Source organism: Paraconexibacter algicola, from assembly GCF_003044185.1.
Classification (GTDB): Bacteria; Actinomycetota; Thermoleophilia; order Solirubrobacterales; family Solirubrobacteraceae; genus Paraconexibacter; species Paraconexibacter algicola.
The window spans coordinates 145,138-163,198 of the sequence record NZ_PYYB01000001.1; the positions used below are offsets into that span (position 1 = coordinate 145,138).

Genomic DNA, 18,061 nt, shown 5'->3' on the forward strand with positions numbered 1-18,061 from the left:
CCGTGCGCATCCGGACCGTCGACGGCCTCCGCGGCTTCGCGGCGCTGCTCGTCGTCTTCGACCACACCGTCGAGGACCACTGGGGCCTCGGCCCCTGGTCCACGCAGAACCACGGCGTGGTGCTGTTCGCGATCCTCACCGGCATGCTCGTCGGCGCCCCGTTCCTGCGGGCGCGCCTCGACGGGCGCCCCGAGCCGGCGCTGCGCCCCTACCTGCGGGCCCGCGCCTCGCGGATCTACCCCGGCTACTGGGTCGCGCTCGCCGGCGCCGCCCTGCTGGTCGGCTGGCACTACGTGGAGCAGCCCGCGACCGACTGGCTGCAGATCGTGACGCTCACGCAGGCCTACGGGCCCGACGGGCCGTGGGAGGGCATCCCGCCGACCTGGTCGCTGTCGATGTTCTTCGCCTTCTACCTGCTGCTGCCCGTGTGGTCGCGGCTGCGCCGCCGCGCCGACCGCGACCGCGACCCCGCGCCCGCCGCCGCCCTGCGCCGCGAGTCGCTGTGGCTGGCCGGGGTCATCGTCGGCGCGCTGCTGGTCCGCGAGCTGTCGCTCACCGGGCCGCTGACGGAGGAGCCGGTCTTCAACGTCTTCGGCCGCGCGGACTGGTTCGCGATCGGCATGCTGCTGGCGATCGTCGTCGCCGCCCGGCAGCGCGGGCTCGCCGGCCCGCTGCTCGACCTCCCGGGCCGTCGGCCCTGGCCGACGATCGCGCTCGCGCTGACCGCCACGACGACCGCCGCGCTGCTGCCGCTGTCCTACGTCGAGGGCCGCGACCAGCTCGACACGATCGCCGCCACGCTGCTGATCGCCGCGCTGCTGCTGCACGGGGACGAGCTGCGCGGCCCGCAGCGCTGGTGCGTCACGCGCCCGGCGCAGGCGCTCGGCCGCTGGTCCTACGGGATCTTCCTGTGGGGCTGGATCGTGCAGAAGGCGCTGCTCGTGCACGCCCCGGACCTGCCGCTCGGCGCGCGGCTGCCGCTCACCATGGCCCTCGCCGTGCTGGCCGGGGCCGCGAGCTGGCGGTTCGTCGAGGCGCCGCTCGGGCGCCGGCTCAAGCGCCGCGCCACCGGCGGGGACCGACCGGCTGACCCGCCAGCCCGGCAGCCTCCCGCGCTCCCCGCGTGAGACGATGAGGAGTGCCGTGCGCCTGCGCCGCCCCGCACCCTCCGTCTCCGACGCCGCCCCGCTGGACGCGCCCCCGTGTCACGCCATCGCGTGCCTGGGGGTGACCAAGCGCTTCGACGCCCACCAGGCGGTCGACGGCGTCGACCTCGACGTCGGCAGCGGGGAGATCGTCGCGCTGCTCGGCCCCAGCGGCTGCGGCAAGACGACGATGCTGCGGATGATCGCCGGCTTCGAGCAGCCGGACGCGGGCACGATCGCGATCTCCGGCCGCACCGTCGCCGGACCCACCCAGGCCGTCTCGCCCGAGGCGCGACGGGTCGGCATGGTCTTCCAGGACTACGCGCTGTTCCCGCACCTCGACGTCGCCGCGAACGTCGGCTACCCGCTCGGTCGGCGGCCGGACCCCGCGCGCGTCCGCGAGCTGCTCGAGCTCGTCGGCCTCGACGGCCTCGGTGCGCGCCGCCCGCACGAGCTCTCCGGCGGGCAGCAGCAGCGCGTCGCGCTCGCCCGCGCGCTGGCGAACCACCCGTCCGTCGTGCTCCTGGACGAGCCGTTCTCCAACCTCGACGCGGCACTGCGCACCGAGGTCCGCGGCGAGGTCCGCCGGCTGCTGCGCGACGCGGGGGTCAGCGCGCTGCTCGTCACCCACGACCAGGACGAGGCGCTGTCGGTCGCCGACCGCGTCGCGGTCATGCGCGACGGGCGCATCGAGCAGGTCGGGACGCCCGAGGAGGTCTACGCCGCGCCGGCCGGGCACTGGGTCGCGTCGTTCCTCGGGGAGGTCGACGTGCTGCCCGGCGTCGCCGACGCCGGGCGCGTCACCACCGTGGTCGCGGTCCTCCCCGCCTCCCCCCGGCTGCACGGCGACGTCGACGTGCTCGTGCGCCCAGAGAGCGTGCGGATCGAGGCCACCGGCGCACCGGCCGGGGCGTGCGACGCGCTCGTGGTCGAGCGCGAGTACTTCGGGCACGACCAGCTCGTGCTGCTGGAGCTCGACGGCGGCACGCGGCTGCGCTCGCGCCGCCCCGGCTTCCCGGCCTGGCATCCGGGCGACCGCGTGAAGGCGTGGGTCGACGGGCCGGTCACCGTGCTCCCGCGCGCGTGAGCGCGCCGGGAGACGCCCCGGACGCATGATCCGCCGCACAGGCGGGAACGCGTCGGACATGTCCCCACGCTCCCTGCTCTCGCTCGCGCTCGCGGTGCTCGCCGCCGCGCTCGCGGCCACCGCCGTCGGCGCCTCGGCCGACGGCCGCCCCGACCGCTCCCCGAAGCCCTCGACCTACACGATCCCCGGCGACCGGGTCTTCCCCGAGGGGATCGCCGCCGCCGGCCGCACGTTCTTCGTCGGCTCGACCACCGACGGCACGATCTTCCGCGGTGACACCCGCCGCGACGCGCTCGTGCCGTTCTCGCCCGGCGGGCAGGACGGCCGGACCACCGCGATCGGCATGAAGGTCCTCGGCCGCTCGCTCGTCGTCGCCGGCGGCGCGACCGGCAAGGTCTTCGTCCTCGACACGCGCACCGGGCGGACCACCGCGACGCTCGACACGCAGCCGGGCCAGACCCCGGCGTTCCTCAACGACGTCGCCGTCGCCGGCCGCCGCACCGCGTACGTGACCGACTCGCAGCGGCCGATCCTCTGGAAGGTCGACCTCGGCTCGCGCGGCCGCGCGGCGTCGATCACGCCGTTCCTGGACTTCACCGGGACCGCGTTCGCGTACCAGACCGGCTTCAACGCCAACGGCATCGTCGCCGCGAAGGGCGGCCGCGTCCTGCTCGTCGTGCAGTCGAACACGGGCAAGGTGTTCCGGGTCGACACGCGCACGAAGGAGGTCTCCCAGGTCGACCTCGGCGGCACCGCCCTGACCAACGGCGACGGCCTCGTGCTCGCCGGTCGCACGCTGCTGGTCGTCCGCAACCAGCAGGAGCTCGTCGTCCCCGTGCGGCTGTCGAAGGACCTGCGCCGCGGCGCGGTCGGCAGCGGCGTGACCAGCCCCGCCCTGAAGTACCCGACCACCGGCGCGCTCGTCGGCGGCCGGCTGCTGCTCGTGAACGCCCAGTTCGACAAGCGCAACAGCGGCACCGCCCCGGAGCTGCCGTTCGACGTCGCCGCGCTGGACCTGCGCCGCGGCCGCTGAGCGCACCGCACCACCACCCCGCACCCCCGACGACGACGGCCCCGCGCAGGCGGGGCTGTCGTGCGTCCGGGGCGTGGCGCGGGGTCAGCCGAACGCGGTGCGCCAGGAGAACCCGAGCTCGATGTCCGGCTCCTGCTCGGGATCGGTCCACGGCACGCGCTCGTCCTTCTGCACGTAGTGGTTCTCGACCGGGGTGACCGGGGCCGGCCGGCTGCCGTCCAGCGCCGCGACGACGGCCTCGAGGAACTGCTGCGCGGCCTTGCGGTTGAACCGCCCGTCCAGGAGCGCCGCGCTCGTGCGCGGGTCGTTGCCGACGGCGTGGGTGACGACCGTCGGCTCCCCGTCGTGCACGACGACCATGTGGATCCGCGCGCTGGTCAGCTTCGGCTTCTCGTAGGCGATCAGCCTGCGACCCTCGCGGTGGACGGCGAGCAGGTCGAGGTTCTTCGTGTTCTGGACGACGCCGAGCGCGGCCTCGAAGGCCGCGTCGGCGGGCCCGTCCACGGGCAGGTCGGTGGCGCAGGGCGAGCGCATGGGAGTCTCCGGGTCGGTGGCGATGCTGGCCTACCCGCCGAGGCGAGCAGGCACGCGCGACGGGCCGGGAACGACACAGCCCCCGAACCACGGGGGCCGGGGGCTGATGATGGACGAGGAGGGACTCGAACCCCCGACCTCACGCGTGTGAAGCGCGCGCTCTAGCCAGCTGAGCTACTCGTCCAGCGGACCGACAGGGTAGAGGATCGGGCCCCGGCGGCGTCCCGCGGCCCTGCCCGGGGAACGGCAATGGGTAGGACTGCCCATCGCTCGCTGGCGCACCGGACGGCGGTGTGATTCATTCGGGTGGTCCAGCGCGAGGGGGTCGCGCTCCGGCGGTCCAGACCGGACGCTGCCCCTCAGCGACGCTCGTATCCCACGCACGAGGTTCCATGTCGCACTCCCCCTCCGGCCGCCCGGCCGCCGCTCTCGCGCGGCCGGGCGTCGCCGATCTGCACGTCCAGCGGCGGCGCCGCGTCGACACCGTCGTCGCCGCGCTGCGCGGCCGCGACGGCCGCCGCATGACCGGCCGCGAGCTGGCCGCCTGCCTGCAGGTGCCCGAGTCCGAGGTCCGGGCGCTGCTCGGTCTCGCCCGCGCCGCGGGCGACGTGTCGGTGATGGGAGCGACCCCCGCCGGCGACCTGCTCTACGTCGCCACCGCGGTCGCGCCCCCGCTGCGCACCGCCTCCTGAGCCGGGCGCCGTCGCCATCCCGGCCGCTCTACGCTGCGGAGCGTGGCGCGGCTGCAGCCCACCCCCTCCCTCGCCCGGCGGCTGACGCGCTCGCACGCCCGGGCGCGCCGGCGCAGCCCCTACCTGCAGGGCGTCGCCGTCGCGACGCTGCTCCCGGTCGTCCTGCTCCTCGCGCGCGTGCGCGTGCGAGGGCGCGAGCACCTGCCGGGCTCGGGCGGGTTCGTCCTCGCCCCGAACCACCCGTCCGTGCTCGACGGCGTCTTCGCCGCCCTCGCCGTGCTGCCGCGGCGGATCTCGTTCATGGGCATGGCCGAGCTGTGGCGGCGGCCCCTGCCCGCCTGGGTGATGAGCCGCATCGGCGCCTTTCCCGTCGTCCGCGGCACCTGGGACGCCGACGCGTTCACGACCGCCGCCACCGTGCTGCGCCGCGGTCGCGTGCTCGTCATGTTCCCCGAGGGCGGGGTCAGCCCGCCCGGCGGGTACAAGCCCGCCCGCGCCGGCATCGGGCACCTCGCGCACACCACCGGCGCGGTCGTCGTGCCCGTCCACCTCGACGGGCCCCGGCGGCTCTACCGGCCCTGGACCTGGCCGCGCGTCACCGTCACGGTCGGCCCGCCGATCACCGTCGAGGAGGACCCCGATCCGTCACGCGAGCGGAGCCTCGAGACCGCCCGGCGGATCCTCACCGCGGTCGCCGCGCTCGATCCGGGCGTCGCGGAGCACCGTGCGGGGTAGCGTCCGGACATGGAGATCGTCATCGCCGGCGCACACGGCCAGATCGGCCGCCGCCTCACCCGTCAGCTCGCCGGTCGCGGGGACCGCGTCCACGGGATCATCCGCAACCCCGACCATGCGGCGGACGTCGAGGCCGACGGCGGCGTACCCGTCGTGCTGGACCTCGAGCGCGCCGACCACGACGCGGTGACCACGGCGCTCGCCGGTGCCGACGCGGTCGTGTTCGCGGCCGGCGCCGGTCCGGGCAGCGGCGCGGAGCGCAAGCGGACGGTCGACCGCGACGCCGCGATCCTGCTGCTCGACGCGACCGTCCGGGCGGGGGTCGGGCGCTACCTGATCGTCAGCTCGGTGGGCACCGAGGACCCGCCGTCCGGGGACGACGTGTTCGCCGTCTACCTCCGTGCCAAGGCGGAGGCCGACGCGGCGGTCATGGCCAGCGAGCTCGACTGGATGGTGGTGCGTCCCGGTCGCCTGACCGACGACGACGGCACCGGTCTTGTGCGCCTCGACGCCGAGCCGCACCGCGGCGAGGTCCCGCGCGAGGACGTGGCGACCGTGCTCGCCGCGCTGCTCGCGACGCCCGCCCTGCGGCGGCGCGTGCTGTACCTCAACGGCGGCGAGCAGCCGGTGGCCGCCGCGCTCGAAACGCTGCACGGCTGAGCGGGAAGACCGCTCGGAGGGCCCGGCCGTCAGCCGCGGGGGCCGACGAGCCGGGCCGCGCCGGTCTCCGGGCGCGCGCGTCGCGGGTCGGCCGTCCCCGCCTGCCCGTCCGGCCGCGCGCCGCGCGCGCGCCGGGGCAGGACCCGCGCCGCGAGCGCCGCCGCGACGCACAGCGCGACGCTCGCCCAGGCGGCGGTCTCGAACCCGGTCACGGTCGGCAGGCGCGCCCCCGACGGGGTGTGCGCGGCGAGGACCGCGGCGGTCGCGGCACTGCCGACCGAGAAGCCGACGTAGCGGACCACCTGGTAGAAGCCCATCGCGCTGCCGGTCTCCTCCTGCGGGACCGCGGCGACGATCATCCCCGGGATCGCGGCGAAGGTCAGGCCCATGCCGATCCCGACGATGCCCATCAGCACGAAGACCTCCCACAGGGCGCTGTGGCCGAGCGCGAAGACCACGCCGGCCAGGCCGCAGATCAGGCACCCCAGCGGCAGGATCCCGGCCTGCCCGATCCGCGCGCCGAGGGCCGGGAGCAGGCGGCTCGCGACGACGCTCATGACCGAGAACGGGACGAGGCAGAGCCCGGCGGCGAGGACCGTCGCGTCGAAGCCGTAGCCGCCCGCGCTCGGCGCCTGCACGAACGCGGTGACGATCGACAGGTCGATGTAGAGGGCGGCACCGAGCACCAGCGCGCAGCCGTTGGCGGTCAGCACCGCCGGGTGGCGCAGCAGCCGCAGCTCCACGAGCGGGGCCGCGGTGCGCAGCTGCAGCGGCACCCACAGGGCCAGCAGCAGCGCCGCGGCGGCCGCGAGGGCGAGGACCGTCGCGGACGTCCAGCCCCAGCTCTCCCCCTGCCCGATCGCCAGCAGCAGCGCGACGAGCGCGCCCGCGAGGACGAGCGCCCCGCGGCCGTCCAGCGCCGGGGCGCGCTCGCCGCGGCTGGACGGCACGACCGCGAGCACCAGCGCCAGCGCGACGCCCGCGAAGGCCGCCCCGAACCAGTAGGCGCCCGCGAGGCCGAACCGCTCCGCGACCAGCCCGCTGACCGGGTAGCCGACGCCGATCCCGGCGGCCGCGGACACCGACAGCAACGCGATCGCGGGCGTGATCCGCGCGGTCGGCAGACCGTGCCGGGCGACCGCCATCGCCAGCGGGATGAGGCCGAGCCCGAGGCCCTGGAGCGCCCGGCCGGCGACGAGCACCCCCAGCGACCCGGCGACCGCGGCGACGACGCAGCCGAGTGCGACGAGGCCCAGGCCGCGCGCCAGCGCCTCGCGGCGGTGCGGCCCGTCACCGAGGCGGCCGAGGACGGGTGCGCTGACCGCGCCCACCAGCAGCGCGGCGGTCAGGGACCACTGGGCGTCGCTCAGCGCCACCCCGAGGTCGTCGGCGACGAGCGGGACCAGCGGCGCGCCGAGCGACGAGATCACCGCGGTGACGATCGTGGTGAGCAGCAGCGTGGGCAGCAGCAGCGCCGTGCGGCGCCCCGCGCTCACGCGGGACCCCGGTCGTCGCGCAGCGCCGCGATCAGGTCGTCGAGCACGTCGATCGCCTGCGCCAGCGCGCGGACCTGCTCGTCGGAGCGGTCGGCGAGCTTCTCGCGCAGGACCGCCCGGTAGGAGGCGCGGACGGTGGCGAGCTCGCGCCGGCCGGCCGGGGTGAGCGTCACGCGGACCGCGCGGCCGTCCTGCGGGTCGCGGGCGCGCTCGAGCAGGCCGCGGCCGTCGAGCCGGCCGACGAGCTGGGTGACCGTCGGCTGCGCGAACGCGAGCACGCCGGCGAGCTCGGTGACGCGGCGCGGCCCGGCCTCCAGGGCGGCGAGCAGGGCGGCCTCGGCGCGGGTCAGCGAGCGGTCGCCCTCGGGCAGCAGCAGGCGCGTCAGCAGGCCCGCGCGCGGCACGAGCCCCTCGGCGACGTGCTCGACGTCGCGGGCCCGGCCGGAGGTCTGCTGGGCGGTCGGCGCGCTCACATCCGCAAACTATATAGATCTGTGATGCATCTCCTTCACATCGGCGATGCGCCATGCGTTGATTGACGAGTCAATCGCCACGCGCAACGGCGCGCGGTCTGCCACCATTCCAAGCGCCGCGCGCGGTGAACGCGCCCGTTCAGTTTCGACTCCGAAAGGCCACCGCTCCTCACGCGGGATCCCCCATGAGCCATTACAAGAGCAACGTCCGCGATCTCGAGTTCAACCTGTTCGAGACGCTCCACGTCGACGAGGTCCTCGGTCAGGGCGCCTACCCCGACCTCGACTCCGACACCGTCCGCACCATGCTCGACGAGTCCTCGCGGCTCGCCGAGGGCCCCGTCGCCGCCTCGTTCCACGAGACCGACCGCAAGCCGCCGACCTTCGACCCCGCCACGGGCACCGTCACCCTGCCCGACGACTTCATGGCCGCGGTCCGCGCCTGGCACGACGGCGGCTGGCCCGCCATCGGCATCACCGAGGACATCGGTGGCGTCGCCGCCCCGCCCGCCGTCACCTGGGCGATCAACGAGTTCATCCTCGGCGCCCAGCCCGCCGCGCTCATGTACCTCGCGGGCGCGTCGTTCTCCCACATCCTCTACACGCTCGGCACCGACGAGCAGAAGCGCTGGGCCCAGTGGGCGTTCGAGCGCAACTGGGGCGCCACCATGGTCCTCACCGAGCCCGACGCGGGCTCCGACGTCGGCGCCGGCCGCACCAAGGCGATCGAGCAGCCCGACGGCACCTGGCACATCGAGGGCGTCAAGCGCTTCATCACCTCCGGCGACTCCGGCGACCTGTTCGAGAACATCTTCCACCTCGTGCTCGCCCGCCCCGAGGGCGCCGGCGTCGGCACCAAGGGCCTGAGCCTGTTCTTCGTCCCGAAGTTCCACTTCGACACCGAGACCGGCGAGCTCGGCGAGCGCAACGGCGTCTTCGTCACCGGCCTAGAGCACAAGATGGGCCTCAAGGCCTCCGCCACCTGCGACGTCGCGTTCGGCGACAACGGCATCCCCGCCAAGGGCTGGCTCGTCGGCGGCGTGCACGGCGGCATCGCGCAGATGTTCCAGGTCATCGAGCACGCCCGGATGATGGTCGGCACCAAGGCCATCTCCACGCTCTCGACCGGCTACCTCAACGCGCTCGAGTACGCCAAGGAGCGCGTCCAGGGCGCCGACCTCACGCAGATGACCGACAAGGCCGCGCCGCGCGTCACGATCATGCACCACCCGGACGTGCGCCGGGCGCTGCTGAACCAGAAGGCGTACGCCGAGGGCCTGCGCGCCGTCTACCTCTACACCGCCGCCCACCAGGACGCCGCGATGGCGCAGGTCGTCTCGGGCGCCGACGAGCAGACCGCGCACCGCGTCAACGACCTGCTGCTGCCGATCGTCAAGGGCGTCGGCTCCGAGCGGGCCTACCAGGTCCTGACCGAGTCGCTGCAGACCTACGGCGGCTCCGGCTACCTGCAGGACTACCCGATCGAGCAGTACATCCGCGACGCGAAGATCGACTCGCTCTACGAGGGCACCACCGCGATCCAGGCGCAGGACTTCTTCTTCCGCAAGATCGCGCGCGACAAGGGCGTGGCGCTCACGCACCTGATGACGCAGATGCAGAAGACGGTCGACGCCGAGGTGCCCGCCTCGCTCGCCGGCGCGCACGAGCGCTTCAAGACCGCGCTCGGCGACGTGCAGGCGATGGTCGGCTCGCTGACCGGCTACCTCATGGGCTCCCAGGAGGACATGGAGGAGCTCTACAAGGTCGGCCTGGGCTCCGTCGACTTCCTCATGGCGGTCGGCGACCTGCTCATCGGCTGGCTGCTGCTGACGCACGGCATCACCGCGCAGAACGCGCTCGACAACGGCGCCAAGGAGAGCGACGTCGCGTTCTACGAGGGCAAGATCGCCACGGCGAACTTCTTCGCCCGCACCGCGCTGCCGCGCCTGGCCGGCGTCCGCGAGAGCATCGCGGCCGTCGACAACGACGTCATGAAGCTCGCCGAGGCCGCCTTCTAGGCCGCCCGGTCCCGGGTCTCGTAGGGTGACCGCCATGGTCGCCCGCGAGACCCGGATCAACGCCGCCGTCGCGCTCGCCGTGGCGGCCGGCGTGACGTTCGCGCCCACCCCCTTCCTGCGCCTGTTCGGCATCGACGCCGCCGAGGTGACCGGGGCGGCGCGGTTCGGCTGGCGGCTCTTCGCCGTCCGCAACGTCTGGGTGGCCGTCCGCGCCCTCCAGGGCGACCCGTCCGCCACCGGCGCCTTCCTGCCCGTCCAGCTGATGGACCAGGTCGTGTTCTGGCAGGCCTACCGCGCCCGCTCGGTCCCGCGGCGCGCGCCGCTCATGGCCGCCGCGACCTCCGGGCTCATCATCGCGCTCGAGCTCCGGCGGACGGCCCGCACGGGCCGATAGCGTCCGGCGCATGCTCCCCGCCGATCTCACCGCCCCCGCCCTGCGCGTCGCCGACCTGCTGCGCGCGCGAGGGCAGACCGTCGCGGTCGGCGAGTCCTCCTCCGGCGGCCTGATCTGCGCCGCGCTCCTGTCGGTCGCCGGGGCCTCCGCCTACTACCGCGGCGGCACGGTCGTCTACGACCGCACGAGCATCGAGGCGTTCCTCGTCGGCGCCACCGAAATGGACCCCGGCCGCCGCGGCGCCTGCGAGCACCTCGCCACGTTCCACGCGCGCTCGGCCGCCGCCAAGGTCGGCGCCGACTGGGGCGTCGGGGAGGCGGGCGCCGCCGGCCCCTCGGGCAACCCCTACGGCGACCCGGCCGGCCACACCTGGGTCGCGGTCGCCGGACCACAGGGCGCGCTGCGCACCCGGCACCTCCTCACCGGCGAGGAGGACCGCGAGCGCAACATGGTCGCGTTCGCCGTCGCCGCGCTGGACGAGCTCGCCGCGGCGCTCACCGGCCCGGACGCCTAGGGCAGACGCCAGTCGACCGGCGCGGCGCCCTGCTGCTGCAGCAGCGCGTTCGTGCGGCTGAACGGCCGCGAGCCGAAGAAGCCGTTGTGCGCCGAGAGCGGGCTCGGGTGCGCGGACTCCAGGCACGGCACGTCGCCCAGCAGCGGGCGGAGGCTGCGCGCGTTGCGGCCCCAGAGGATCGCGACGAGCGGGCCGCCCCGGTCGGCCAGGGCGCGGATCGCCTGCTCGGTGACCGGCTCCCAGCCCTTGCCCTGGTGGGCGTTGGCGCGGCCCGCCTCGACGGTCAGCGCGCGGTTCAGCAGCAGGACCCCGCGGTCCGCCCACGCCGACAGGTCGCCGCTGCTCGGCGGCGGATGGCCGAGGTCGTCCTCGTACTCGCGGAAGATGTTGCGCAGGCTCGGCGGCAGCGGCCGCACGTCGGGCGCGACCGAGAAGCTCAGGCCGACCGCGTGGCCCGGGGTCGGGTACGGATCCTGGCCGACCACGAGCACGCGCACGTCGGCCAGCGGCCGCGCGAAGGCCCGCAGGACGTGCTCACCGCGGGGCAGCACCCGGCGACCCGCGGCGATCTCCGCGCGCAGGAAGTCGCCCATCGCGGCGATCCGGTCCGCGACCGGCTCGAGCGCCCGCGCCCAACCGGGATCGACGATCTCGTGCAGCGGCCGGCTCACCGCCGCGAACTATCGCAGGGGCGCCGCGCGCAGCCGTGCGCGCAGCCACCGCTCCACGTGTCCCAGCGCGAGGTCCGCCAGCGGCGTCCCCGACCCGAGCACGGAGTGCGGGGCGTGCGGCAGGCGCAGCACCGACGCCTCGCCGCCCGCGGCGCGCACCGCGTCGGCGAGCAGCAGCGTGTCGTCCAGCAGCGGGTCGAGATCGCCGACCGTCAGCAGCAGCGGCGGCAGACCGCGCAGGTCGGCGTGCAGCGGCGACGCCGCCCGCAGCGCCGCCCGGTCCGCGCCCGGGAACGCGACCTCGCGGAACGCCGTCAGCCAGGTCCCGGTGAGCAGCAGCGTGCGATCGTCGGCGCGGCGCGCGCTCGGCGTGCCCAGGAGGTCGTAGCGGCCGCAGTCCAGGTGCGCGCCGGCGACCCGGGCGAGCAGCGGGTCGCCGCCGTCGCGCAGCGCCAGCAGCGCCCGCAGCGCCAAATGGGCGCCCGCCGAGACGCCCGCGACCAGGAGCGGGAGCGCCGGGTCCCCCGTAGCGGCGGCGCGCAGCGCCGTGCCGACGTCGTTGACCGCCGCGGACACCGGCGCCTCGGGCGCCCGCCGGTAGGCCGGGGCGAGCACCCGCACGGCGCAGGCCCGCGCCAGACGGGCGTTCACCGGGTCGTCGTGCTCGGGCGAGCCCAGCAGGAAGCCGCCGCCGTGCACGCGCACGAGCGCCCCCGCGGCCTCGCCCGGCGGCGGCAGGACCCGCAGCCGCAGCCCGTCGCGGACGACGTCACGGGCCGCCGGGTGCCGCGGTCCCGCCGGCGGCGCGGCCCGCAGGGCCGCCAGCCCCGCCGGCTCGCGCGGATCGGGGTGCGGCATCCGGGCGAGCGCCGCGTTGGCCGCCTCCTGCGCGGCCCGTACCGCCTCCGGCACCTCGAGCGTCGTCGTCATCGCCGCGCCGATGATGCCCGGTCCGCCCGTTCGCCCTGCTTTTCGTGCACTCCTGCGCCGGGAGGTTTCGCGCGCGCGGAACCGGCCGTACGGTCCAGCGGTGCTGCAGAGCCCGGCCAGCCGCGCCCGCACGCGCGCCCGCGCGCGAGCCCTGCCCCGCCCGTCCCCGTCGACGAGGCGTCGCCCGTGAGCGTCGGCTGGCGCTGCCCGGCCTGCACGCGCATCGCGCCGGCCACGCTCGCGCTCTGCCCCGCCTGCGGGACGCCCGCCCCCGCGCTCGGCGCCCCCGCCGTGCCGACCGCCGCGTCGGCCACCGCCGCCGGCGGCTCGCCCGACGGGCTCGTCCACGTCGAGACCCACCCCGCCCGCCTGGCCCTGCGGCGCCGCGCGCGGATCGCCCTGACCGTCAGCAACCACGGTGCCGAGCCGCGCACCGTCTGGCTGCTGCTCACCGACCCCGACGGACTCGTCGTCGGGCGCGCCGTCCCGGACGCGCTGCGGATCGCGCCCGGCGGCCGCGCCGACGCGACCGCGACCGTCCGCGCACGCCGGCCGCGGCTCGGGGCCGCGCGGACCGCGACCGTGACCGTCGCCGCCGTCCCCGGCCCCGACGACGGCCCGGCACCCGACCCCGGCCCGCTGCAGCTCGCCAACCCCACCGCGGTCGGGCGCCTGCGGGTCGGCGACGGCGGCCGCCTGCTCGACGGCGGCCGGTCGCTGCACGTCGCCGCGCAGCTCCCGGTGCGCGTCCGGCCGCTCGTCCCCCGGCTGCTCGCGGCCGTCGCGCTCGTCGGCATCGCCGCCCCCGTCGGGCTGTCGCTGGCCCGCAGCGACGACCGGGCGACCGTCCCGTCGCTCGTCGGCCTGCTCGACGCCGCCGGGGCCGAACGCGCCCTGGAGCGGGCGGGACTCGCGCTCGACCCCGCGGTCGAGCGCCGCCCCGACGCCAGCGTGCCGCCCGGCGCCGTCCTCGCCCAGGACCCCGCCGACGGCACCGCCTTGGACCGCGGCGGGCGCGTGCGCGTGACCGTCGCCGTCGGGGAGCGGCTGCTCCGCGTGCCGTCGGTCATCGGCCTGCGGTCCAAGGCCGCCGAGGAGCGCCTGCGCGACGCCGGCCTGACCCTCGGGCCCGCACGCCCGCGCCCGCAGGACGGCGGCGAGATCGTCGCGAGCCAGCTGCCGTCCGCCCGCCAGCGTGCCGCGGTCGGCACCCCGGTCGCCGTGTTCCTGCGGCCCGCCCTGCGCGGCGGGACAGCGCGCGCCACCGCCAGCGCGACGCCCACCAGCGAGGAGGGCATCGTGCCGTCCCCGCGCGACCAGACCCCCACGAGCTACGCCGCCGAGGCCGCGCAGCGCGGCCTCGTCCCCAAGGTCATCCGCGTGGTGCGCACCGGCCGCCCCGGGCGGCTCGTCGGCGTCGAGCCCGCCGCCGGGACCGCCCGCCCCGCCGGCGCCACCGTCCGCCTGCTCGTCACCGCGGGCGTCCCGCGGCTGGCGTTCGACACCGGCAGCGCGGTCCGGGTGCTCGACACCGTCGCCGGCCGGACCACCGCCGAGGCCGCCCCCAGCGCCGGGGACGCCGTCGAACCCGCCTGGACGCCGGGCGGCCGGCGCCTCGTCTACCGGATCGGCCGCCGCCTGCTCCTGACCGCGGCGGGGCTCTCCGACCGCGGCCGCGTCCTCTACGACGGACCGCTCGACCTCGTCACCCCGGCGTTCGCGCCGACCCCCGCCGGCGACGTCCTCGCCGTCATCTCGCGCCGCGCCGGGGACGGCGACCTCTGCTTCGCGCGCGTCGGCAGCGGACGGATCGAGCCCGCGTGCCTGCGCGACGACACCTGGGACCTCGGCCGCCAGATCAGCTGGCGGCGCGACGGCAAGGAGCTGCTCGTCTTCGGGGTGCGCCGCGGGGAGCGGTCGCGCTTCGGGCTCCTGCGGTTCCGCACCAGCCGCGCGTTCTCCGTCGACCCGGCCGCGTGGACCGGCCGCATCGCCACCGACGTCTCCAGCGCCCGGCGCGGCGTCATCGCCGGCGCCTACTCGCCGTCCGGCAAGCGCGTCGCGCTCGTCACGAACGTCGGGCTGCCCCGCTTCCAGATCGTCGTCACCCCCGCCCGCCGCCTACGCGACGTGACGACCGGGGCGCTGCCCGTCCGCGCCTGCGAGGTCGCCTGGCGCCCCGACGGGCGCGAGGTCGCCGTCGTGCAGAGCGACAGCGCCTGCCAGGAGCCGCTGGGTACCGTCGCGCGCGTCGACGTCGCCCGCCCCCGCCGCGTCGTCGTCGCCGCCACCGGTGGCCGGCATCCCGCCTACCAGCCGCTGCAGTACCGGGGACCGCGGGGCGGGTCGTGAGCGCCGTCGTGCGTCCCGCGCTGCACCCGCGCGCCGAGCGCGCCGAGCTGCCCGAGGCCGAGGGACCGCGCCGCCACGTCGTGCGGCTCCCGGGCGGTCCCGAGGGACCGCTGCGGCTGGACGCCGCCGACGCCGGCCTGCTCGAGCTGCTCGACGGGCGCCGGGACAGCGCCGAGCTCGTCGCCGCCGCGACCGTGCGCTGCGGCCCCGACGGGCCGCCGCGCCTGGCCCGGCTCGTCGCGGAGCTCGCCGAACGCGGCCTGCTGCAGGGCGTCACGCCCGCCGGGCCCGGGGAGCGGCCCACCGGGCGGCTCGCGCGCCTCGCCCGGCCACGGTCGCGCGCGATCCCGCACGCCCCCGAGCTGATCGTCTGGCTGTACCGGCACGGCGGCCGGCTGCTCGTCAGCCGGCCCGTCGCGGCGCTCGCCGCCGTCGCCGCGGTCGCGGGCCTCGTCGCCGCGGTGCTGCTGCTCGTCCGCGGTCGCGCAGCCCCACTGGTCGTCGACGACCGGCTCGTCCTCGGGGCCGCCGCGTTCGTCGGCTTCCGCGCCGTGCTCGTGGTCGCGCACGAGCTCGCGCACGGGCTCGCGCTCGCCCGCTGCGGCCGCGCGGTCGACGCCGCCGGCGTCCGGCTGCTGCTCTGCTTCCCCTACGCGTACGTCGACACCTCCCCCGTGTGGCTCGAGCCGCGCCGGCGCCGCACCGCGGTCACGCTCGCCGGGCCGCTCTGCGACCTCGCCCTCGGCGGGATCGCCGCGACCGTCGCGCTGCTGGCCACCGACCCGCTCGTCGCGCAGCTCGCCTTCCAGGCGTGCGTCGCCGCCTACGTCGGGGCGCTGCTGAACCTCAACCCGCTGCTGGACCGCGACGGCTACCACCTGCTCGTCGACCATCTCGGGGAGCCGCACTTGCGCCGCCGCGCGATCACCCGCATGCAGGCGCGGCTCGCGGGCACGCCGGTGACGCCGGACAGCGGGCCGCTGACCGCGTTCGCCGTCGCGACCGTCGCCTGGGGGGTCGCCGGCGCCACGCTGCTCGTCGGCACGGTCGCGCTCTCCTCCGGCGCCCTCGGCCGCGCGCTGCCGGAGGACCTGCGCTGGTGGGTCCTCGGGCCCGCCTGGCTGCTCGCCGTCGCCCCCACCGCCTACCTGCTCGGCCGCCCGCTCCGCCACCGAGGACTCGCCCGTGCCTGACCCGCTCCTGCCCAGCGCCGACCTGCAGGCGGTGCTCGTCGTCGAGCGGCTCCTGCGCGACCCCGGGTTCCGGCGCCGCTTCCGCGCCGAGCCGGTCGGCGCCTGCGCGCTGGAGGGCCTCGGGGAGATGGCCCTACGCCTGCACCACAGCTCCACCGGGCATCAGGCGCTCGAGCCGCGGGAGCTGCGCTCGAGCGTCGCCGGGGTCGTCATGGCCGCCGCGGTCGAGGCGGCCGCGATCGAGCACGCCGTCACCACGTACGGCGACGCGTCGGTGCAGGCCGTCCGCGACGCGGCGGGCGCCGTCGACCTCGAGACCGTCGACCGCGTGCTGCGCGGCGCGCCCGAGCCGCTGCCCCCGACCGGGACCGTCGTCACCGCCCCGCTCCCGGGCGAGGAGCTGCCGCCGACCACGCCCGCCGCGACGTCCCCGGACCCGCTGTGGACCCCGGGCGGTGACGGCACCGGCGTCGCGGCGTCCGCCGCCGTCGAGGACCCTGCGGCCGCGGCCGCCGCGATCCCCGCGGACCCGTTCGCCGAGATCCCGCAGACCGACTACCCCGGTGACGGCGCGGGCCGCGCCGAGCTCGCCCGCTGGATGGGCGCCGCCGCCCAGGAGGCCGGGCTGCCCGCAGAGCTGCCCGTGATGGCCGCGCTCGTGGAGTCCGGGCTGCGCAACCTCAGCTACGGGGACGCCGACAGCGTCGGCTTCTTCCAGATGCGCCTGTCGATCTGGAACCACGGCGCCTACCGCGGCTACCTCGAGGACCCGCAGCTCCAGCTCGCCTGGTTCATCGACCATGCGAGCGCCGTGCGCGACCGGCTGATCGCCGCGGGCGCCGGCGACCCCGTCGAGGACCCGGGCGCCTGGGGCCGGTGGATCGCCGACGTCGAGCGCCCGGCCGAGATGTACCGCGGCCGCTACCAGCTGCGCCTCGAGGAGGCCCGCGAGCTGCTCGACAGCGCGCCGGCGCTCTCGACACCGGACGAGCTGACCGTGCCCGCCGTCGAGGACCCCGGCGCGCTCGAGCCCGGCGCCCTGCCCGGGGCGACCGACTCGGCCCGCGAGCTCGCCGCGGAGGTGCTCGACGACGACCGGATCACGCTCGACGGCGACGGCATCGCCGACTTCCGCGCCGAGCGGATCGACCCGCGCGTCAGCGCGGTCCTGCTGTCGCTGGCCGAGCGTCACCCGATCACCGTGTCGGTGCTCGAGACGGGCCACTCACGCCTCACCGCGGGCGGCTCGGTCAGCAACCACTACGTCGGTCGGGCGGTCGACATCTCCGTGGTCGACGGCGCGCCGGTGACCGCGGCCAACGCGGCGGCCCGCGAGCTGTCGGAGGCGCTCGCGTCGCTCCCCGAGGCGATCCGCCCGAGCGAGATCGGCACGCCGTGGCCGCTGGAGGGCCCGGAGTACTTCACCGACGCCGGCCACCAGGACCACCTGCACATCGGCTTCGACGCCCCGCTCGCCGGGATCGAGCTGCCCGACGTCGTCCCGGGGAGCGACGGCGCCGACGCGGCCGGGGAGCCCGTCGAGCCCGTGGAGGTCGTCCCCGCCGCCGCGCCGGTCGACCCCGACCCGCGGTTCAGCGCCGCCCGCGCGACGGCGTCGTCCGGCGACGCCGACCCGACCGCCGACGGGGCGGGCTTCGCCGGCGAGCCGACGTTCCGGGCCGCCGTCCCGGCCGACGAGCCCGCCCGCAGCGGCACCCGCGGCGCGACCGCGAGCGACCGGTCGGCCGGCGACGGGGCGGCCGCGCGCCCGGCGACCGAGCGGCCGTCCACCCGGCCGGCGGACCCCGAGCCGCGCTTCCGGGCCGCGGCGGGCGACGACGCCCCGCCCACGGGGCCGCGGGGCCGCGGCGGCGACGAGCCGGCGTTCGACGCGGGCTCCTGAGCGCGGTCGGCGGTCCGGCCCCGGCCACCCTCGGCGTCCTGGGTGATCCGGCGCCCAGATATGGCATCGAGATCACCCAGAACGGCCCGGGCCGGCCGCGCGCCGGCCGTACTGGGTGATCTCGGGCCCTGATGTGGCACGCGGGTCACCCAGAACGAGCGCTCGGACGGGGCGGCCGGCCGGCGGCGAGCGGCCCGTCGGCGGGGCGCTGCCCCTTCGGGCCGCCTTGCG

The 18,061-nt window shown here is 76.9% G+C and carries 17 protein-coding genes and 1 tRNA gene; 12 read left to right on the top strand and 6 right to left on the bottom strand.

Features of this window, described 5'->3' with window-relative positions; genetic code table 11:
- Nucleotides 1–2: 2 nt before the first annotated feature.
- Genes C7Y72_RS00690 through C7Y72_RS00700 form a run of 3 tightly spaced genes read left to right on the top strand, consistent with a single transcriptional unit; the run spans nt 3 to nt 3,265 of the window.
- Nucleotides 3–1,127: an acyltransferase family protein gene (locus tag C7Y72_RS00690; RefSeq protein ID WP_107566705.1), complete on the top strand. Its 1,125-nt coding sequence runs from the start codon at nt 3–5 to the stop codon at nt 1,125–1,127.
- Between the two features lie 16 nt (nt 1,128–1,143).
- Nucleotides 1,144–2,232, top strand: a complete 1,089-nt coding sequence (locus tag C7Y72_RS00695; RefSeq protein ID WP_233243676.1) for an ABC transporter ATP-binding protein — start codon at nt 1,144–1,146, stop codon at nt 2,230–2,232.
- Nucleotides 2,233–2,290: 58 nt separating this feature from the next.
- Complete coding sequence (locus C7Y72_RS00700; RefSeq protein WP_107566707.1) at nt 2,291–3,265, top strand: YncE family protein; 975 nt, start codon at nt 2,291–2,293, stop codon at nt 3,263–3,265.
- 84 nt (nt 3,266–3,349) lie between these two features.
- On the opposite strand, the gene C7Y72_RS00705 is transcribed toward C7Y72_RS00700, so the two are convergent.
- Nucleotides 3,350–3,799: a hypothetical protein gene (locus C7Y72_RS00705; RefSeq protein WP_107566708.1), complete on the bottom strand. Its 450-nt coding sequence runs from the start codon at nt 3,797–3,799 to the stop codon at nt 3,350–3,352.
- Nucleotides 3,800–3,909: 110 nt separating this feature from the next.
- Nucleotides 3,910–3,983, bottom strand: a tRNA-Val gene (locus tag C7Y72_RS00710).
- Between the two features lie 208 nt (nt 3,984–4,191).
- Here C7Y72_RS00710 and C7Y72_RS00715 point away from each other — a divergent pair.
- Genes C7Y72_RS00715 through C7Y72_RS00725 form a run of 3 tightly spaced genes read left to right on the top strand, consistent with a single transcriptional unit; the run spans nt 4,192 to nt 5,886 of the window.
- On the top strand, nt 4,192–4,491 hold the full coding sequence (locus C7Y72_RS00715; protein WP_107566709.1) for a hypothetical protein: 300 nt from the start codon (nt 4,192–4,194) through the stop codon (nt 4,489–4,491).
- Nucleotides 4,492–4,533: 42 nt separating this feature from the next.
- Nucleotides 4,534–5,226 (top strand): lysophospholipid acyltransferase family protein, encoded by a 693-nt coding sequence (locus C7Y72_RS00720; protein WP_158276554.1) that lies wholly within the window; start codon nt 4,534–4,536, stop codon nt 5,224–5,226.
- Between the two features lie 9 nt (nt 5,227–5,235).
- On the top strand, nt 5,236–5,886 hold the full coding sequence (locus tag C7Y72_RS00725) for an SDR family oxidoreductase (RefSeq protein WP_107566711.1): 651 nt from the start codon (nt 5,236–5,238) through the stop codon (nt 5,884–5,886).
- A 29-nt stretch (nt 5,887–5,915) separates the two neighbouring features.
- On the opposite strand, the gene C7Y72_RS00730 is transcribed toward C7Y72_RS00725, so the two are convergent.
- Both C7Y72_RS00730 and C7Y72_RS00735 read right to left on the bottom strand, forming a co-directional pair.
- A complete protein-coding gene (locus C7Y72_RS00730; RefSeq protein ID WP_107566712.1) occupies nt 5,916–7,382 on the bottom strand; it encodes an MFS transporter in 1,467 nt (488 codons plus the stop codon).
- A complete protein-coding gene (locus tag C7Y72_RS00735; RefSeq protein WP_107566713.1) occupies nt 7,379–7,855 on the bottom strand; it encodes a MarR family winged helix-turn-helix transcriptional regulator in 477 nt (158 codons plus the stop codon). Before C7Y72_RS00735 ends, C7Y72_RS00730 begins: the two co-directional genes overlap by 4 nt.
- 185 nt (nt 7,856–8,040) lie before the next feature.
- On the opposite strand from C7Y72_RS00735, the gene C7Y72_RS00740 reads away from it, so the two are divergent.
- The 3 genes from C7Y72_RS00740 to C7Y72_RS00750 are packed head-to-tail and all read left to right on the top strand — an operon-like array spanning nt 8,041 to nt 10,781.
- Nucleotides 8,041–9,873: an acyl-CoA dehydrogenase gene (locus C7Y72_RS00740; RefSeq protein ID WP_107566714.1), complete on the top strand. Its 1,833-nt coding sequence runs from the start codon at nt 8,041–8,043 to the stop codon at nt 9,871–9,873.
- 34 nt (nt 9,874–9,907) lie between these two features.
- Nucleotides 9,908–10,267, top strand: coding sequence for a hypothetical protein (locus C7Y72_RS00745; RefSeq protein ID WP_107566715.1), 360 nt, complete (start codon nt 9,908–9,910; stop codon nt 10,265–10,267).
- Between the two features lie 10 nt (nt 10,268–10,277).
- Nucleotides 10,278–10,781: a CinA family protein gene (locus C7Y72_RS00750; RefSeq protein ID WP_107566716.1), complete on the top strand. Its 504-nt coding sequence runs from the start codon at nt 10,278–10,280 to the stop codon at nt 10,779–10,781.
- Here the strand turns inward: C7Y72_RS00750 and C7Y72_RS00755 are convergent.
- Both C7Y72_RS00755 and C7Y72_RS00760 read right to left on the bottom strand, forming a co-directional pair.
- Entirely contained in the window at nt 10,778–11,452 is a 675-nt protein-coding gene (locus tag C7Y72_RS00755) for a uracil-DNA glycosylase (RefSeq protein WP_199223817.1), read from the bottom strand. The two genes, C7Y72_RS00750 and C7Y72_RS00755, sit on opposite strands and share 4 nt — an antisense overlap.
- Nucleotides 11,453–11,461: 9 nt before the next feature.
- The gene (locus C7Y72_RS00760) at nt 11,462–12,382 is read right to left on the bottom strand and encodes an alpha/beta hydrolase (RefSeq protein ID WP_107566717.1); all 921 of its coding nucleotides are present in this window, start codon (nt 12,380–12,382) and stop codon (nt 11,462–11,464) included.
- Between the two features lie 186 nt (nt 12,383–12,568).
- Here C7Y72_RS00760 and C7Y72_RS00765 point away from each other — a divergent pair, with 186 nt between their 5' ends.
- Genes C7Y72_RS00765 through C7Y72_RS00775 form a run of 3 tightly spaced genes read left to right on the top strand, consistent with a single transcriptional unit; the run spans nt 12,569 to nt 17,830 of the window.
- The gene (locus C7Y72_RS00765; protein ID WP_146175202.1) at nt 12,569–14,734 is read left to right on the top strand and encodes a PASTA domain-containing protein; all 2,166 of its coding nucleotides are present in this window, start codon (nt 12,569–12,571) and stop codon (nt 14,732–14,734) included.
- Nucleotides 14,731–15,927 carry a M50 family metallopeptidase gene (locus C7Y72_RS00770; protein ID WP_107566719.1) on the top strand — a complete coding sequence of 399 codons (1,197 nt, stop codon included), beginning with the start codon at nt 14,731–14,733 and terminating at the stop codon, nt 15,925–15,927. The genes C7Y72_RS00765 and C7Y72_RS00770 overlap by 4 nt, the downstream gene beginning before the upstream one ends.
- Nucleotides 15,920–17,830 (top strand): hypothetical protein, encoded by a 1,911-nt coding sequence (locus C7Y72_RS00775; RefSeq protein ID WP_107566720.1) that lies wholly within the window; start codon nt 15,920–15,922, stop codon nt 17,828–17,830. The genes C7Y72_RS00770 and C7Y72_RS00775 overlap by 8 nt, the downstream gene beginning before the upstream one ends.
- Nucleotides 17,831–18,061 lie beyond the last annotated feature (231 nt).

Excerpts from the sequence above, each read along its gene's own strand:
- C7Y72_RS00760 (WP_107566717.1), bottom strand. The coding sequence starts at position 12,382 with ATGACGACGACGCTCGAGGTGCCGGAGGCGGTACGGGCCGCGCAGGAG.
- C7Y72_RS00740 (WP_107566714.1), top strand. The coding sequence starts at position 8,041 with ATGAGCCATTACAAGAGCAACGTCCGCGATCTCGAGTTCAACCTGTTC.
- C7Y72_RS00745 (WP_107566715.1), top strand. The coding sequence starts at position 9,908 with ATGGTCGCCCGCGAGACCCGGATCAACGCCGCCGTCGCGCTCGCCGTG.
- C7Y72_RS00715 (WP_107566709.1), top strand. The coding sequence starts at position 4,192 with ATGTCGCACTCCCCCTCCGGCCGCCCGGCCGCCGCTCTCGCGCGGCCG.
- C7Y72_RS00750 (WP_107566716.1), top strand. The coding sequence starts at position 10,278 with ATGCTCCCCGCCGATCTCACCGCCCCCGCCCTGCGCGTCGCCGACCTG.
- C7Y72_RS00705 (WP_107566708.1), bottom strand. The coding sequence starts at position 3,799 with ATGCGCTCGCCCTGCGCCACCGACCTGCCCGTGGACGGGCCCGCCGAC.
- C7Y72_RS00725 (WP_107566711.1), top strand. The coding sequence starts at position 5,236 with ATGGAGATCGTCATCGCCGGCGCACACGGCCAGATCGGCCGCCGCCTC.
- C7Y72_RS00700 (WP_107566707.1), top strand. The coding sequence starts at position 2,291 with ATGTCCCCACGCTCCCTGCTCTCGCTCGCGCTCGCGGTGCTCGCCGCC.